The 15,148-nt window shown below is 32.8% G+C and carries 21 protein-coding genes and 1 pseudogene; 17 read left to right on the top strand and 5 right to left on the bottom strand.

Annotated elements, in window-relative coordinates; translation table 11 throughout:
- Positions 1-133: 133 nt before the first annotated feature.
- Positions 134-946 (top strand): tetratricopeptide repeat protein, encoded by an 813-nt coding sequence (locus JOOMADRAFT_RS03555; protein WP_008611382.1) that lies wholly within the window; start codon positions 134-136, stop codon positions 944-946.
- Positions 947-1,067: 121 nt separating this feature from the next.
- On the opposite strand, the gene mscL is transcribed toward JOOMADRAFT_RS03555, so the two are convergent.
- The 3 genes from mscL to JOOMADRAFT_RS03540 form a co-directional block, all read right to left on the bottom strand.
- Positions 1,068-1,490 (bottom strand): large-conductance mechanosensitive channel protein MscL, encoded by a 423-nt coding sequence (mscL, locus tag JOOMADRAFT_RS03550; RefSeq protein WP_008611381.1) that lies wholly within the window; start codon positions 1,488-1,490, stop codon positions 1,068-1,070.
- Positions 1,491-1,714: 224 nt separating this feature from the next.
- Positions 1,715-2,818 carry an alanine racemase gene (gene alr / locus JOOMADRAFT_RS03545; protein ID WP_040879510.1) on the bottom strand — a complete coding sequence of 368 codons (1,104 nt, stop codon included), beginning with the start codon at positions 2,816-2,818 and terminating at the stop codon, positions 1,715-1,717.
- Complete coding sequence (locus JOOMADRAFT_RS03540; RefSeq protein WP_008611378.1) at positions 2,784-3,467, bottom strand: thymidine kinase; 684 nt, start codon at positions 3,465-3,467, stop codon at positions 2,784-2,786. The genes alr and JOOMADRAFT_RS03540 overlap by 35 nt, the downstream gene beginning before the upstream one ends.
- Positions 3,468-3,770: 303 nt before the next feature.
- Here JOOMADRAFT_RS03540 and JOOMADRAFT_RS03535 point away from each other — a divergent pair, with 303 nt between their 5' ends.
- The 6 genes and pseudogenes from JOOMADRAFT_RS03535 to JOOMADRAFT_RS20470 form a co-directional block, all read left to right on the top strand.
- A complete protein-coding gene (locus JOOMADRAFT_RS03535; RefSeq protein WP_008611377.1) occupies positions 3,771-4,469 on the top strand; it encodes a hypothetical protein in 699 nt (232 codons plus the stop codon).
- A gap of 29 nt (positions 4,470-4,498) precedes the next feature.
- Entirely contained in the window at positions 4,499-4,870 is a 372-nt protein-coding gene (locus JOOMADRAFT_RS03530) for a DoxX family protein (protein ID WP_008611376.1), read from the top strand.
- A gap of 48 nt (positions 4,871-4,918) precedes the next feature.
- Positions 4,919-5,590 carry a 16S rRNA (cytidine(1402)-2'-O)-methyltransferase gene (gene rsmI, locus JOOMADRAFT_RS03525; protein WP_008611371.1) on the top strand — a complete coding sequence of 224 codons (672 nt, stop codon included), beginning with the start codon at positions 4,919-4,921 and terminating at the stop codon, positions 5,588-5,590.
- 212 nt (positions 5,591-5,802) lie between these two features.
- Entirely contained in the window at positions 5,803-6,594 is a 792-nt protein-coding gene (locus tag JOOMADRAFT_RS03520; protein ID WP_008611367.1) for a type IV toxin-antitoxin system AbiEi family antitoxin domain-containing protein, read from the top strand.
- Entirely contained in the window at positions 6,591-7,382 is a 792-nt protein-coding gene (locus JOOMADRAFT_RS03515) for a nucleotidyl transferase AbiEii/AbiGii toxin family protein (protein WP_008611366.1), read from the top strand. The genes JOOMADRAFT_RS03520 and JOOMADRAFT_RS03515 overlap by 4 nt, the downstream gene beginning before the upstream one ends.
- A gap of 26 nt (positions 7,383-7,408) precedes the next feature.
- Positions 7,409-7,519: pseudogene (locus JOOMADRAFT_RS20470) on the top strand (type I restriction-modification system subunit M N-terminal domain-containing protein); the annotation flags it as partial.
- 209 nt (positions 7,520-7,728) lie between these two features.
- Here the strand turns inward: JOOMADRAFT_RS20470 and JOOMADRAFT_RS03505 are convergent.
- Both JOOMADRAFT_RS03505 and JOOMADRAFT_RS03500 read right to left on the bottom strand, forming a co-directional pair.
- Positions 7,729-8,577 carry an IS3 family transposase gene (locus JOOMADRAFT_RS03505; protein WP_008611013.1) on the bottom strand — a complete coding sequence of 283 codons (849 nt, stop codon included), beginning with the start codon at positions 8,575-8,577 and terminating at the stop codon, positions 7,729-7,731.
- Positions 8,574-8,852 (bottom strand): transposase, encoded by a 279-nt coding sequence (locus tag JOOMADRAFT_RS03500; protein ID WP_008611014.1) that lies wholly within the window; start codon positions 8,850-8,852, stop codon positions 8,574-8,576. The genes JOOMADRAFT_RS03505 and JOOMADRAFT_RS03500 overlap by 4 nt, the downstream gene beginning before the upstream one ends.
- 403 nt (positions 8,853-9,255) lie before the next feature.
- Between JOOMADRAFT_RS03500 and JOOMADRAFT_RS03495 the strand changes: the two genes are divergently transcribed.
- The 10 genes from JOOMADRAFT_RS03495 to msrA all read left to right on the top strand — a co-directional run bounded on the left by JOOMADRAFT_RS03495 (position 9,256) and on the right by msrA (position 15,113).
- Entirely contained in the window at positions 9,256-9,501 is a 246-nt protein-coding gene (locus tag JOOMADRAFT_RS03495; RefSeq protein ID WP_008611363.1) for a DUF6364 family protein, read from the top strand.
- On the top strand, positions 9,498-9,911 hold the full coding sequence (locus JOOMADRAFT_RS03490; protein WP_008611362.1) for a type II toxin-antitoxin system VapC family toxin: 414 nt from the start codon (positions 9,498-9,500) through the stop codon (positions 9,909-9,911). The genes JOOMADRAFT_RS03495 and JOOMADRAFT_RS03490 overlap by 4 nt, the downstream gene beginning before the upstream one ends.
- Before the next feature lie 45 nt (positions 9,912-9,956).
- Positions 9,957-10,145 carry a hypothetical protein gene (locus JOOMADRAFT_RS03485; RefSeq protein ID WP_040879507.1) on the top strand — a complete coding sequence of 63 codons (189 nt, stop codon included), beginning with the start codon at positions 9,957-9,959 and terminating at the stop codon, positions 10,143-10,145.
- Positions 10,146-10,284: 139 nt separating this feature from the next.
- Positions 10,285-10,512 carry a hypothetical protein gene (locus JOOMADRAFT_RS03480; RefSeq protein ID WP_008611361.1) on the top strand — a complete coding sequence of 76 codons (228 nt, stop codon included), beginning with the start codon at positions 10,285-10,287 and terminating at the stop codon, positions 10,510-10,512.
- Positions 10,503-10,796, top strand: a complete 294-nt coding sequence (locus JOOMADRAFT_RS03475) for a type II toxin-antitoxin system RelE/ParE family toxin (RefSeq protein WP_008611360.1) — start codon at positions 10,503-10,505, stop codon at positions 10,794-10,796. Before JOOMADRAFT_RS03480 ends, JOOMADRAFT_RS03475 begins: the two co-directional genes overlap by 10 nt.
- A 108-nt stretch (positions 10,797-10,904) precedes the next feature.
- On the top strand, positions 10,905-11,477 hold the full coding sequence (locus JOOMADRAFT_RS03470; RefSeq protein WP_008611359.1) for a uracil-DNA glycosylase family protein: 573 nt from the start codon (positions 10,905-10,907) through the stop codon (positions 11,475-11,477).
- A gap of 181 nt (positions 11,478-11,658) precedes the next feature.
- Positions 11,659-12,084 (top strand): OsmC family protein, encoded by a 426-nt coding sequence (locus tag JOOMADRAFT_RS03465; RefSeq protein WP_008611358.1) that lies wholly within the window; start codon positions 11,659-11,661, stop codon positions 12,082-12,084.
- An 84-nt stretch (positions 12,085-12,168) separates the two neighbouring features.
- Complete coding sequence (gene recJ, locus JOOMADRAFT_RS03460; protein WP_008611357.1) at positions 12,169-13,860, top strand: single-stranded-DNA-specific exonuclease RecJ; 1,692 nt, start codon at positions 12,169-12,171, stop codon at positions 13,858-13,860.
- A gap of 253 nt (positions 13,861-14,113) precedes the next feature.
- Positions 14,114-14,572 carry a peptide-methionine (R)-S-oxide reductase MsrB gene (gene msrB, locus JOOMADRAFT_RS03455; protein WP_008611356.1) on the top strand — a complete coding sequence of 153 codons (459 nt, stop codon included), beginning with the start codon at positions 14,114-14,116 and terminating at the stop codon, positions 14,570-14,572.
- Positions 14,562-15,113 (top strand): peptide-methionine (S)-S-oxide reductase MsrA, encoded by a 552-nt coding sequence (msrA, locus tag JOOMADRAFT_RS03450; protein ID WP_008611355.1) that lies wholly within the window; start codon positions 14,562-14,564, stop codon positions 15,111-15,113. The genes msrB and msrA overlap by 11 nt, the downstream gene beginning before the upstream one ends.
- Positions 15,114-15,148 lie beyond the last annotated feature (35 nt).

Below are 15,148 nucleotides of genomic sequence, written 5' to 3'. Positions count from 1 at the left end.
TTTCCTTTGAATCCCTCGTAGGCTTACCTCGAGGTAGTTGATTTGGCAGATAAATATATCAGTTATCAAATGGATGAGCCTTATATAGAACGTTTTGATGAGGTATTTCCTTATATGATTAAAAATAAACTAAATGAATAAAATATTTTTCTATATAATTATTTTCCAGCTTTGTAGCTGTACTACTATTAGTAATAGCGGGGAGAATGCTGTTGTAGTTGATAAAAAAACTCAGGATTCCATTATCAAGATGTATGCTGCAGAATGTGCACATGCTTATAACTACAATCTTGATATGAAAAAATGGCAAGATTGTTTGGATAAGGGTTTGGCGGTAGATAGCACAATTGCATATTTATGGCAACAAAAAGCAATGCCTTATTTTAAAGCAAGAAAATATGAGGTAGGGATGGAATATATTGATAAGGCAGTAAAATACAATCCAAAACGATATTTAGGCTATCGGGCATTTATAAAATGCATTTTTGCTAAAACGTATCGTGATGCTATTGTAGACTTTGAAAAAGCTAAAGAGTTAGAAGGAAACAATTATGTAATGGATCATACTTACAATTTCTATATAGCACTATCTTTATTACAATTAAATGAATTTCAAAAGGCAGAAAAAATTTTTAAAGACGATATTTTTAACCAAAAAGAGCAATGGGGAGAAGGACATTACTTAGATTTATTTTATTACGGAATTTCTTTATATGAACAAGATAAGTGGGAAGAAGCAATTGTACAGTTTGATAAGTCTTTATTGCAATACAAGGAGTTTGCAGATGTTAAGTTTTTTAAAGCCACTTGCTTGTTTAAATTAGAGAAAATAGAGGAAGCGAGCGCGCTTTATGCAGAAGCAAATTTAGACGCAGAAAATGGATTTTCGATAAATGAAGACAATAGTATTTACGAAACATATCCATACCAAAGGAGATGGAAGTAGTAATTTTTTATAGCCTACAGTAGTCCTTTATAATATAACAGTACTAAAAAAACCACCTGTTTATAAGGTGGTTTAAGTTAGACTACGTGTGTAGCGGTTTTGTCTCAATTAATGAGCTATATTATTTAGTGTTTTGCTTTTTAAGCTCGTCTCTAATTTCTGCTAACAATTCTTCGGTAGTAGGTCCAGCAGGCGCTGCAGGCGTTTCTTCTTCTTTCTTTTTAGTTTTTTCGTATGCTTTTAATACCATAAAAATACAGAAACCTATAATTACAAAATCCATTATTGTTTGGATAAACATACCATAATTAATGGTTACGGCTTCTGTTACGACTTCTTCCCCGTTTAAAACAGCATCTTTTAAAACAATTTTAAGTTCAGTAAATTTTACACCCCCAAGAAGCATTCCTATGGGAGGCATTAAAATATCTTTTGTAAAAGAAGTAACAATTTTTCCGAAGGCACCACCCACAATTACGGCGGTAGCCAAGTTTACGATATCGCCTTTTAGTAAGAAAGCTTTAAAATCTTTAAAAAATCCCATATATGTTTTTGTGTTAATCCCTCATAGAGGGTCTAATTCCCCGACGCTCTGCGTCGAAATGAATTAAATTTGTTTCCTTTGAATACCTTGTGAGTTTGCCCCGAGGTAGTTAATTTAGTCATTAAATAAAGATATAAAAAAAATGATAAAGTTTTTAGTCGATAAATAATGAAAAAATTGAGTGCTAAATATTATTTATAGAGAATGTAATTCTTTACAAATACCTAATAAACAATTTTACGTCTTATCCTTTGGGAAATGGCAGTTAGGATTTCGTAAGAAATTGTTCCAGCGGTAGCAGCAAATTCACTAGCCGTTGGGTTTTCTCCAAAAACAACAACTTCGTCTCCTTCTTTACACGCTACATTAGTAACGTCTATCATAAGCATATCCATACATACATTACCAATAATAGGGCATTTTTTTCCGTGTACTGTTAAAAAACCTTTTCCCTTTCCATAGTGTCTGCCAATTCCATCGGCGTGTCCTAAAGGAATCGTTGCTGTTTTCATAGTTGTCTTTGCAATATGCCCCTTATTGTAGCCTATGCTTTGGTTAGGTGTAATGCTATGAATTTGAGAAATCACACTTTTTAAAGCAACTACAGGTTTAAAGTCTTCTTTAAAACGAGCATCATTTCCAAAACCATAAAGACCAATACCACTTCTTACCATGTCAAATTGAGCTATGTCGGCATAATTTAATATGCCAGAAGTATTTAGAATATGGAGTAAGGGTTTATAATTTAATAGTGAAAGTAAACGATTTGTTATTTCTTTAAACGAAGTAATTTGCTGAAGTGTAAATGCTTTTTCTGTCAAATCTTCCGAAGCTCCTAAATGCGAAAATACGGAGGCAACCTTTATATTTTCATTGTTAATCAAATGGTTTTCTAAGGTAGAAATGTCTTCCGCAGAAAAACCAAGCCTATTGAGTCCAGTGTTAAATTTTAGATGCACAGGATATTCTTTTTCCTTTTCCGAAGCTATTAAAAAGGCATCAAAAACGTACTTGTTATAAAGGCTAGGTTCTAATTTATAAGCAATAAGCTCTGGAAAATGTATAGGGAGCGGGTGCAAAACTAAAATAGGCTTGGTAACGCCAGCTTTTCTTAATGCAATTCCTTCATCGGTATAAGCCACCGCAAAATAATCCACTTGAAGTTTTTCTAGAAAAAGGGCTAATTGTTCGGCGTCACTTCCGTAGGCATATGCTTTTACAACCGCCATAAACTTGGTAGACGGTTTTATTTTAGACTTTAAAAAAGATAAATTATTTTGTAATGCTGGGAGATTAATTTCTAGGGTTGTTTCCTGAATTTTCGTCATCATCAATATTTTTTCCACTTTCTTTTGAAAGTAATTCAACAGGATCTTTTACTTCTATTTTTTGTACTTTTTCTCTCAGCATAGCTTTAAAAAAAGCAGCTCTACTTAAAGGTTCATACTCTTCTGTTTCTCCAAGTAATACTAATTTATCATTAGTAGATTTTCTAAAACTGTAATTAGCAAGATTTCCTGTTCGGGTACAAATGGCGTGTACTTTGGTAACATACTCGGCAGTAGCCATTAAAGCAGGCATGGGACCAAATGGATTTCCTTTAAAATCCATGTCTAATCCAGCTACCACTACTCTTATGCCTTTATTGGCAAGATCGTTACATACCGATACAATTTCATCATCAAAAAATTGAGCTTCATCAATACCAACAACATCGCAACCATCTGCTAATAAACGAATATTAGCTGCGGCAGGAACGGGCGTAGAACGGATTTCATTAGCATCATGAGAAACCACCATTTCATCATCATAACGAACATCTACCGCTGGTTTAAAAATTTCTACTCTTTGCCTTGCAAATTGGGCACGTTTTAGCCTACGGATAAGCTCTTCGGTTTTACCGGAAAACATGGATCCGCAGATGACTTCTATCCAGCCAAATTGCTCTTTATGATTTACTGTATTTTCGAGAAACATTTTGTAATTTTCTGTACTGAAAAGAAAAGAGATTTCTTTTCTAGAAAAACTAAACAAACTTAAGCAAATATTTAAAGTTGGATTTAGTATTGGAGAAATAATATCAACAAAAGTGAACTTTTTTTTAAGAAACCTGTTTAAGCAAGCTCACTGTTATAAGGAACATCAGTTTTAGTTTTAAAAGAAAATTAATAGAGAAATAGTAAAAAAATAGCTATCTTTTATGCGTATTTGGTAGTAATAAACTTAAAACCAAGCAAGTTGGTGTTTATTGAAAAGTTTTAAACTTTAGAGAACAATAGTATGAAGAAGAAATTAGAAGAAGAATTAGTTAGTATAGCGCACAGGATTTTAAAATTAAAAGGAAGAGAAAATCTTGATGCTTTGCAAAGTGAGGCTCAAAAATTATATGAGAAGTTGACATTGTTAAAGTATGTTGAAGATCATTTTGGAGAATTACAGTCAACTACTGGAAGAAGTGAAGTAGCCGATAAGTTTGAAATCCTTGCAAATTCTGTTTTAAAGGGAAATTCTGATGTGCCAGAATCAAACCCAAATGAACATGAGGATGAAATTATGACGCCTGTTATAAACACTATTAGAGATATTGTACAAGAAATGCCAGAAGAAGAAACACTAGATGACATCTTATCTGGAATAACACCAAACCCTACATTTGTAAAACGCGATATGGATTTGGTAACACCAAAGGTAAGTAACGGAAATACTGCAGTTGCAGAAAAAAGAGCCCGCTCTTTAAATGAACAATTAAAAGGAGGTTTTGCCATTGGTTTGAATGATAAATTGGCATTTATAAAACATTTATTTAACGGCAGTAATGAAGATTACATTAGAGTGATTTCTCAAATTAATACGATGGATTCTTTTGAAGAAGCCCATGGTTTTATAACTGAAATGATAAAACCCGATTATGAAAATTGGGAGGGAAAAGAAACTTATGAAAATCGTTTTTTAGAGATTATCGAGAAAAAATTTTCTTGAAAACTCTAAATTATTAAGCTTAATTAATTATGAAAACAAAGCTAATTTTATATTGGATAGTAACAGGACTTCTGTCTTTATTTCTTGCATTTGCCGTTTTTAATTACCTCACAAAATTTGAAATGGTGCAGGAGATGCTTCAATCGTATAATTACCCATCGTACCTTATTTATGTGTTGATTATTGGTAAAGTTCTCGGGATTATAGCGCTGTTAGTGCCCGTAAAGGGAGTGCTAAAAGAATGGGCGTATGCAGGCTTATTTTATAATTTTATTTTAGCATTTTTAGTACATTATGCCGCAAATGATGGTGAAGGTGGTGGCGCAGTTATTGCTTTGGTTTTATTGATTATATCTTATTTTTTAGGGAAGCAAGTTCGCCCATGGATTATTAGGGGGTAAAAGTATTTAGGCTAATTTCCTTTTTTTACCTTTGCTACAAACTATAGTATGTCTAAATTATACATTGTACCTACGCCTATTGGGAATCTCGAAGATATAACCTTAAGAGCTATTAGCGTATTAAAAGAAGTGGATCTTATTCTTGCAGAAGATACCCGTACTAGTGGAAAACTTTTAAAACACCTAAATGTGCAAACGCATATGCAAAGTCACCATATGCACAATGAGCATAAAATGGTGGAAGGCATATGCCAGAAAATTCTAAGTGGAACATCGGTAGCATTAATTAGTGATGCAGGAACTCCTGCAATTTCCGACCCAGGCTTTTTATTAACCCGATCTTGTATAGAAAAAGGAATAGAAGTGGATTGTTTACCAGGTGCTACTGCTTTTGTGCCCGCAATTGTTAATAGTGGACTCCCAAACGATAAGTTTGTTTTTGAGGGTTTTCTTCCTGTAAAAAAAGGGCGCCAAACACGATTAAAATTTTTAGCTGAAGAAACAAGAACGATGGTTTTTTATGAGTCGCCTCACAAACTACTAAAAACCCTAAACGATTTTTCTACCTATTTTGAAGAAGAAAGACAAGCTTCTGTTTCTAGAGAAATAACAAAACTACATGAAGAAACTGTAAGAGGAACCTTAAAAGAACTGATTCAGCATTTTGAAGAAACTGCCCCTAGAGGTGAGTTTGTTTTAGTAGTAGCTGGAAAGAAATAGGTTTTTTTGTATAATATAAATGGTGTGTTTATGTGGTTGTTGTGTTTCATGCAAAAAAATCAACCGCACATTTTAGCACATTTGGTTTTTCCAACTCCCAAAACCAATCCGAAAAACCAAAAGAGCTAAAATTTTCCTACGCACAGAAAAACAATAGTAATAATTCGAGAATATTCTTCAAAATAAGTATCTTGCTCAAAATTTTACTATAATTGACAGTAGCAGACTACATAAAACAATGTTTATCAGTCGAAGAGTACTCATTCTCATTGAATGAACTCCAAACTGTACTTGATAAAAGTGAAACATCTATAAAAAGTGAGTTATCAAGATTAATAGAAAAAAAAACAATTGTTAATCTAAGAAAAGGATTTTACTTAATAATCCCTCCAAGGTACAGTAAGCAAGGACAAGTACCGATTCAGCTTTATATTGAAAAACTATTTAAATACCTCAATCGTAACTACTATTTAGGATTTTACTCAGCTGCTAAATTTCACGGGGCAAGCCATCAACAGACTCAGCGAGATTATTTAATGACTGAAAAGCCAAAGTTAAATGACATAAAGAAAAAAACTTTTGACATTCGTTTTTTTACAACAACAAAATGGTCAAATAAGAACCTTTTGGACAGAAAATCAGATGCTGGGATTTTTAAAATTTCAAGCCCTGCCCTAACCGCTGTAGATTTAATACATCACCAAACGAAACTAGGTGGATTAAACAGAATGCTCGCCATTTTAGAAGAATTAACAGAAGAGATAAACCAAAACGACATTGCAGAATTATTGACTTGGTACCCACATAAAAGCACTTTACAACGCTTTGGCTTTTTACTTGAAGAAGTTGGGGCTGATGAAAGTTTAAGCAACCAAATAAAAAATCATCTAAAAAAATCTAAGTTCTTTCCTGTATTACTGAGCCCAAAAACGGGACAAAAACCTGGAGCTGTTGACAATTTTTGGAAAGTAGCTATAAATATTAAACTGGAAAGTGATTTATGATCCCTAAACCACACATAGCCAAATGGCAAGACCATGCTCCTTGGAAACAATTTTATCAAGTTGAACAAGACTTGGTAACTAGTCGAGCTTTAGTAGAAATATTCTCGGATGCCTTTTTGCATGAAAACTTAGCTTTTAGAGGAGGAACGGCTTTACATAAATTGTATCTAAACCCTGCACCAAGATATTCAGAAGATATTGACTTAGTTCAAATTAAAGCTGGACCAATTAAGCCTATCATGGAACGGCTCAAAGAGGTGATTACTTTTTTTGAAGAACCAAGAAAAACGCAGGTAAAAGGTCATGGAGCAAAAGCATTGTACCGTTTTACTTCTGAATATGAAGAAATTCGATTACGTCTAAAATTAGAAATTAACTGCAAAGAGCATTTTAATGTGTTGGATTGGGTTGACTTTCCTTTTGAAGTTGAAAGTGAATGGTTTTCTGGAAAGTGTAAAATAAAAACCTACAGTATCAATGAACTTTTAGGAACAAAGTTGAGGGCTTTATACCAACGCAGCAAAGGGCGAGATTTATTTGATTTAGATTATTCCAGATTAAATATGGAATTGAATATTGATGAAATTATCCATTGTTTTAAGGAGTACACCACTTTTGCAACAGGAAACAAACCTCCAAGTAAAAAGGAATTTCTATTGAATATTGAAGAAAAAGAAATTGACCCTGATTTTACAGGAGACATGGAAGCTTTATTGAGACCCGAAATAATATATAACCAAGAAGAAGCATTTGCTTGGTTGAAAAAAGAAATTTTAGAAAAAATATAGTATATGTCTGAAGACCACTAAAAAGTATTAAAACAACTATAGGGAAAATGAATGCAGATGAATTCCGTGACTATATTTTAGGATTCATTTTCTATAAATACCTGAGTGAAAAAATGGAAATTTTCGCCAATGAAATAACTTTTCCTTTTACAGAGAATGAAACTTGCCTAATTTTATATCAACATATTTCCACCATTATTAGTGGAATAATTTTGAAAATTTTAGAACCTTCAATGATTGTTAATTATGAAATAAATACTAATTCACAAATTGAAATTCAATTTCATAACAAGGACACCTACACTACTCCCCATCTGTAAGACAGTTTAAATATATATCTAATTATTTATGATGCTATTCTTTTTGTATTATAAATTTGATCAGGTGGTACTTTTCCTATTTCAGTATGCCTTCTTTTGGTGTTATAGAATTCAATATATTCCGTGACCATTTGATAGAGATCTAGACCTCCGTTTGGTGGGTTTAGATAGATCTTTTCATATTTAAGAGACTTCCAGAAGCGCTCAATAAAAATGTTATCCAAAGCTCTTCCTTTGCTGTCCATAGATATTTGAATATCATGTTCTTTAAGCACTTCAATATATTCGGAGCTGGTATATTGTGACCCTTGATCGGAGTTATGGATCTCCGTATTGCCATATTGAGCGATAGTGTCTCTAAGAAGCTCGATACACCACTGTTTGTCCATTGAGTTTGAAATACTCCAATTAAGTATTTTTCTACTATATACATCAATGATAGCATTCATATACATAAAGCCACGGAACATAGGAATATAGGTGATGTCAGTCTGCCATACTTGGTTAGGGCGGTCTATTACTAAGCCCTTCAAGAGATAAGGGTACTTATAGTTTTTAGGATCCCTGATGGTGGTTTTAGGTTTTCTATATATGGTCTGTAATCCCATAATTTTATACAGCCGTCTTATTCTTTTCACATTTACGTGGTAGCCAAGATCAAGGATGAGATAATCAGTCATCCGTTCGACTCCATAATAGGGGTGTTCCAGGAACTGCGCATCTATTGCCTTCATCAGTTCTAAATTCAATGGACTCTCACTTTTAGGCTTATAATACAGACCAGAGCGATGAATGTTAAGGATTTTACATTGTTGTGCAAGACTCAGCCTTGGATGAGATTTTACTACCTTTTGTCTTCTTTCAGTAGTACTCATTTGCCCAAGACTTTCTTTAAAAAATCATTCTCAACTTGTAATTGACCGATCTTACTATAAAGCGGTGCGGTATCCACAGCTGGAGTATCTTTTTCTGATTTGGACTCGAAAGCAAGTTCTGCGTTTTTTAAAAACTCTCGCTTCCAATTGGATATTTGGGCTGGATGCAATTCAAATTTGGCAGCAAGTTCAGGTATACTTGTCTGCTCTTTTATCGCTTCAATGGCTACTTTGGCCTTAAAGGATGCGCTGAATTTTCTTCTTGATGTTTTCATATTGACAGGGTTAAAATTACAACTTAATTTCCTGTCCTAAATTTGGGGAGTATTATAACCTGAAGAACTAATGAAATTTAAAGGAATTGAAATAAATGCAGAATGGGAAAAACTTGACGAGGCGACTAAATACAGATTAGTTGAAAATTCGTCAGATGTTAATGTATTAACCGAAATATTTAAAGGATTGAAACAATAACGGCATACAAGCCGTGTATAATTCATTGCTAGTTCTAGCCTACTTACGAAAGTCCTCGCGGACTTTCTATTTGTGATTTATTTGCTAACTTTATTACTTAACCACCCAGCAAAACGAGCCGAGACCGTTAGCCGTAAGCAAAAAATCCGTAATGAAATTAAGTTTACGTAATAATTTATTAAATTTGTACGTAAGACAAATGTTATGGATAAAAAATTGACATTGAGTTTAGACAAAGCAATTATCGAAGATGCAAAGAATTATGCTAAATCAAATAATATTAGCTTGTCAAAACTTATCGAATCTTATTTGACAACACTTACTAAACGGAAAAAAAATTCAACCGAAATCACACCTCTTGTTGAAAGTTTAAGTGGAGTAATTAATCTTGATGAAGATTTTGACGTAAAAGACGCTTATACTGATTACCTAATTGAGAAATACAAATGAGCAGATTACTAATTGACATTAATATTGTTATGGACCTTCTTTCAAAAAGAGAAAAATTCTATGACGAGGCTGCGGATTTATTTTCTCGTGCTGACAAAAAAGAATTGGAACTCACAATTTCATCATTAACCTTTGCGAATACAAATTATATTCTGACAAAACTAAAATCTGCAAAGGAAGCAAGAGAAATTTTGAGAAAATTTAAAGTACTTGTGGAATTACTAGCTTTAGATGATAAAGTAACAGAATTAGCTTTGAGCGATGACAATTTTCCTGATTTTGAGGATGGACTTCAATATTATTCCGCTATTGAAAACCAAATTGATGTGATAATTACAAGGAATAAAAAAGACTTTAAAAATTCTAAAATTCCTGTATTGACAGCGAAAGAATTTTTAGCTCGCAAATAATGCCAGTGGCTAACATAATTATGTCCAAAACGCAACGATTTCGGATTGGAAAAAATACTGACTGAAAAAGAGGCTGAAAATTTATGGAAAAAATCTAACCAGAATTTTAACGGATTTACAAAGTTAAAATCAAAAATAATAATGAAATACTTTCCGAAAATATTTGAAAAGAAAATTATGGAAAGTGCAAATAGTGAATATAAATCAACACCGAAAGAAAAAACCGTTGCATAACACCGGTAACCGATTGCACAAGCTGGAGGACATCCAAAATCATCAAACTTAAGTAAAATACCAAAATGTTACTAACAAATTAATTCGGAATAAAGTTTGTAGATATAATACTATCTTTGTTATAGTAATAGTTAGGATTATGGATATAGAAACGACAAAACTAGAATTAATACATCTTTTACTTCAAACACAGAAAGAAAGTATTCTAATGAAACTTAAATCCGTTTTTGAGGAAGAGCAAGTTGACTGGTGGAGTGAAATGTCAAAAAATGAACAAGAAGAAATCAAAACTGGTTTAGCTCAAGCCGATAAGGGTGAATATAAAGCTAATGAAACAGTAATGAAATGTTTTGATAAATGGCATTAAAAACCGTTTGGACACCACAAGCCGAAAATGGATTAAATAAGGTTATAGGTTATTTAGAAAAAGAATGGACAATAATGGAAATTCTGAATTTAGAACAGAGTATAAATGACTTTTTAAAACGTATAAGTAAATATCCTAAAATTTGTCCTCAAACTGGAAAGTTTAATAATGTTCATAAAGGATTGGTTGATAAAAACAATTACATAATCTACAGAATTCGACCAAAAAAGGAATTAATAGAAATCATTAATTTTAGAGGGACAAAACAAAAACCGATAAAATAAAAACATTGCCTAACACCAGTAACCGTTGCACAAGTCTTTACGTTTTCTAAAAACGAAATAAATTTAAGTCCTTTTGTTTTACAATCTAATCAAGATATTTATTAATTGATGCAAAAGTTACTTCAAGAAATAAGTCAATGTCAAGTTTGTGCGGAATACCTTCCGTTAGAGCCAAGGCCTGTTTTAAGGGTTACAAAAAAATCTAAAATTTTAATTATTGGTCAGGCACCAGGATTAAAGGTTCATACAAGTGGGATTGATTGGGATGATCAAAGTGGAAAAAAATTAAGAACTTGGCTTGGAGTAGATAACTATACTTTTTATAATTCAGATAATTTTGGAATTCTCCCAATGGGATTTTGTTACCCTGGAAAAGCAAAAAGCGGAGATTTACCGCCTCGACCAGAATGCAAACCTCAGTGGCATGATAAAGTAGTAAAACAATTGGAATCTGTAGAACTCACTATTTTGGTGGGACAATATGCTCAAAAAAGTTATTTAAAAGACAGATTTGAAATGAATCTTACCGAAACAGTAAGAAAATACAATGAATTTCTACCAGAATTCCTTCCTATTCCACATCCATCTCCTACTAATAGATTTTGGATAGCAAAAAATAAATGGTTTGAAACCGATGTAATACCTATTCTTCAGCAGAAAGTAAAAGAAATTTTAAAATAAAAAGTACACGAAGTCCTTAAATGAATGTAGTGTCTTCAAAAGAGAATGTGTATTTTTGAAGTCTCCAAGACAAATAACTATAACTCATACTTTGGCAATGCCCTTTGGGAAGCTTAGGGCAAGCTTTTGAGAAATTAACTCTTGAAGAAATCCATAAGAAAGTCGAATTAAAATAATAAAAATGGGAGCTACAAATACCGTAATTACTACATGGAAAAAGAACATGCAATTTCATTCAACAAATCCAGCAGGCGATTTAATTATTGATGCTAGTCCTGAAGATGGTGGAAATGGCGATGGACTAAGGCCTAAGGCATTAATGCTTTCTGCATTGGCAGGTTGTTCTGGGTTGGATGTAGCTTCATTAATTAAGAAAATGAAATTGGAAGTAGACGATTTCAGAATAGATATTATTGCAGAACTTACCGATGAGCATCCTAAATATTATCATAAAGTAAAAGTAGAATATCACTTTTATGGAGCTGCTTTAGATGAAAAAAAATTACAGAGAGCAGTAGATCTTTCCGTAGAAAAATATTGTGGTGTAATGGAAATGTTTCGTCAATTTGCAGCAATGGAAATTGAAACTACGTTTCATTCAGCATAAAATATTTTACTAAAATAAACTACCTCATAGTAAACTCTGAAAGCAATAATTATTGATTGTTGAGTAAAACATATATATTTTTAAATGACTCGTTGGACTGTAAAAGCATCACATAATAAAGAAGCTATTAACTCACTTTCAGAAACATTGGGAGTGGATACTGTTATTGCTAGTTTACTTTTACAAAGAGAAATTACAAATTATGAAGAAGCAAAAAAGTTTTTTCGCCCTTCTTTGAGTCATTTACACGATCCTTTTTTGATGAAGGATATGGAAAAAGCGGTATCTAGAATTGAAAAGGCAATTGCCGAAGGAGAGAATATTTTAGTGTATGGAGATTATGATGTGGATGGAACTACGGCAGTTTCTTTGATGTCGTCTTATCTTTTAGAAGCATATCCAAATGTAGCAACATATATTCCAGATAGGTATAATGAAGGATATGGTGTTTCTTATCAAGGAATTGATTTTGCAGATGACAATGGTTTTACCTTAATTATAGCACTAGATTGTGGCATTAAAGCTGTAGATAAAGTAGCTTATGCCAAAGAAAAAGGAATCGATTTTATAATTTGCGATCACCATAGACCAGGCGATGTAATTCCAGATGCGGTAGCTATTTTAGACCCTAAACAAGACGATTGTAACTATCCATACGACGAACTTTGTGGTTGTGGAGTTGGGTTTAAATTAATCCAGGCTTTGGGTACAAAAGCTGGAAAAACAATCCTTGATTTTATTCCGTATTTAGATTTGGTGGCTACTGCTATTGGTGCCGATATTGTGCCTATAACTGGAGAAAATAGAGTGCTGGCTTATTTTGGATTAAAGGTTATAAATGACAATCCTAGAGCTGGAATTAAAGCAATTATCTCCAAACACCTTAAAAAGAAATTAACTATTACCGATGTTGTTTTTGTAATAGCTCCTCGGATAAATGCAGCTGGAAGAATGAAACATGGGTTGCATGCAGTGCAACTTTTAACAGAGAAAGATTTCGAAACAGCGCAAAGTTTTGCTGAAGAAATAGATATTTTTAATTCGGATAGAAAAAGCTTAGATAAAGAAATAACGAAAGAAGCGCTTCAGCAAATTATAGATAATAAAGAAGAAGATAAATTTACTTCGGTAGTTTATAATGAAGGTTGGCATAAAGGTGTTATCGGAATTGTAGCTTCAAGACTTATAGAAACTCATTATAGACCTACTTTAGTATTTACAAAAAGTGGTGAAAAACTTGCTGCTTCAGCCCGTTCGGTAAAAGGTTTTGATGTTTATAATGCTATTGAAGCTTGTGAAGATTGTTTGGAGCAATTTGGAGGACACAAATATGCGGCAGGACTTACTTTAAAGCCGCAGCAATATGAAGCTTTTAAAACAAAGTTTGAGAAAGTAGTTTCGGAAACTATTGACACAAAACTTTTAACTCCTGAAATTATTATTGATAGCGAGCTTAATTTAGACCAAATTACACCTAAGTTTTATCGTATTTTAAAACAATTTGCTCCATTTGGCCCAGGGAATTTATCGCCAGTGTTTCTTACCCAAAATTTAAAAGATACAGGATATAGCAAATGTGTGGGACAAGATGATGCACATTTAAAAATAAGCGTATCTCAAAATGGAAGTCCTTCTATTAATGGAATTGGTTTTAATCTTGGAGATAAAATAGCAAGGATTAAAAACCAACAAACATTTTCTGCTGTGTATGCTATTGATGAAAATGAATGGAATGGAACTATTTCCCTTCAACTTAAATTAAAAGACATCAAATAAGAGCAATCTAATTTTATCTTTTTCTGCTTATCATTTAACTTCAATTTATAGTATTTTACATATTTCAGTATTAGTTTTAAAAGAAGAAATAGGATTTGCATAATTACGATTAAATTCTATATATTTAGAAGAAGTTATGTTTATAATTGTAAGGAATTGATAGTTACTTCGACTATTATTAAGTATCAAATAAGTCGAGATACCAAAATTTCATTAAGAACATTTTTAACCAATAAAGAAAGGACACTACAGTATGTTAACTTGGAAAGACGTTATTAATTTTTCTGTAAAAGGGAATCCAAAGCCAGACAGGCGTGTTGAAAAAACAGAGGCAGAATGGAAAGAAATACTCACACCAGAACAATATAGAATAACACGTTTAAAAGGCACGGAAATGGCACATTCGGGTGCTTTATGTTCTATTTATGATGCTGGACAGTATAATTGTGTATGTTGTGATACACCTTTGTTTGATTCTACCATAAAATACGATTCGAGTTCTGGATGGCCAAGTTTTACACAACCAATAAAAGAGAATGCTATTAAATATATAAAAGATAGCTCCTTTGGAATGGTACGTGTAGAAGTTTTGTGTAATACTTGCGATGCGCATCAGGGACATGTTTTTCCAGATGGTCCAGAACCAAGTGGATTACGATATTGTATAAATTCAGCATCAATTAAATTAGAAAGGAAAGAAAATGACAACTAAAAAATTAGAATTAGCAACAATAGGTGGCGGATGTTTTTGGTGTATTGAAGCAGTTTTTCAAGAAGTTGCAGGGGTAGAAAAAGTTGTTTCTGGTTATACAGGGGGTAATGCTCCTGGAAAACCTACTTACCGAGAGGTATGTTCTGGACTTACAGGGCATGCGGAGGTAATACAGATAAGCTTTGACCCACAAGTTATTTCTTATGATGATTTGTTAGTTATTTTTATGACAAGTCATGATCCAACAACCATGAATCGTCAAGGAGCAGATGTTGGTTCTCAATACCGTTCGGTTATTTATTATCATAATGAGGAACAAAAGAAAATTGCCGAAGAAGTAGTAAAGCAAATAGCACCTTATTATGAAGATGAGATTGTTACAGAAATTAGTCCGATAGGAGCGTTTTTTGAAGCGGAGGAGTATCATCAAGATTACTATAAAAATAATCAAACACAAGGTTATTGCAGTGCTGTAATAACTCCAAAATTGACAAAACTACGTAAAATGCATGCCGATAAATTAAAAAAGGCGGCTTCGTAATTTTTAGTGCTAATACCTCATAAGCTTATTTTATA

Origin of the sequence: Galbibacter orientalis DSM 19592 (assembly GCF_000260115.1) — a bacterium.
Lineage (GTDB): Bacteria > Bacteroidota > Bacteroidia > Flavobacteriales > Flavobacteriaceae > Galbibacter > Galbibacter orientalis.
This window is presented reverse-complemented; position numbering and strand designations above follow the sequence as displayed.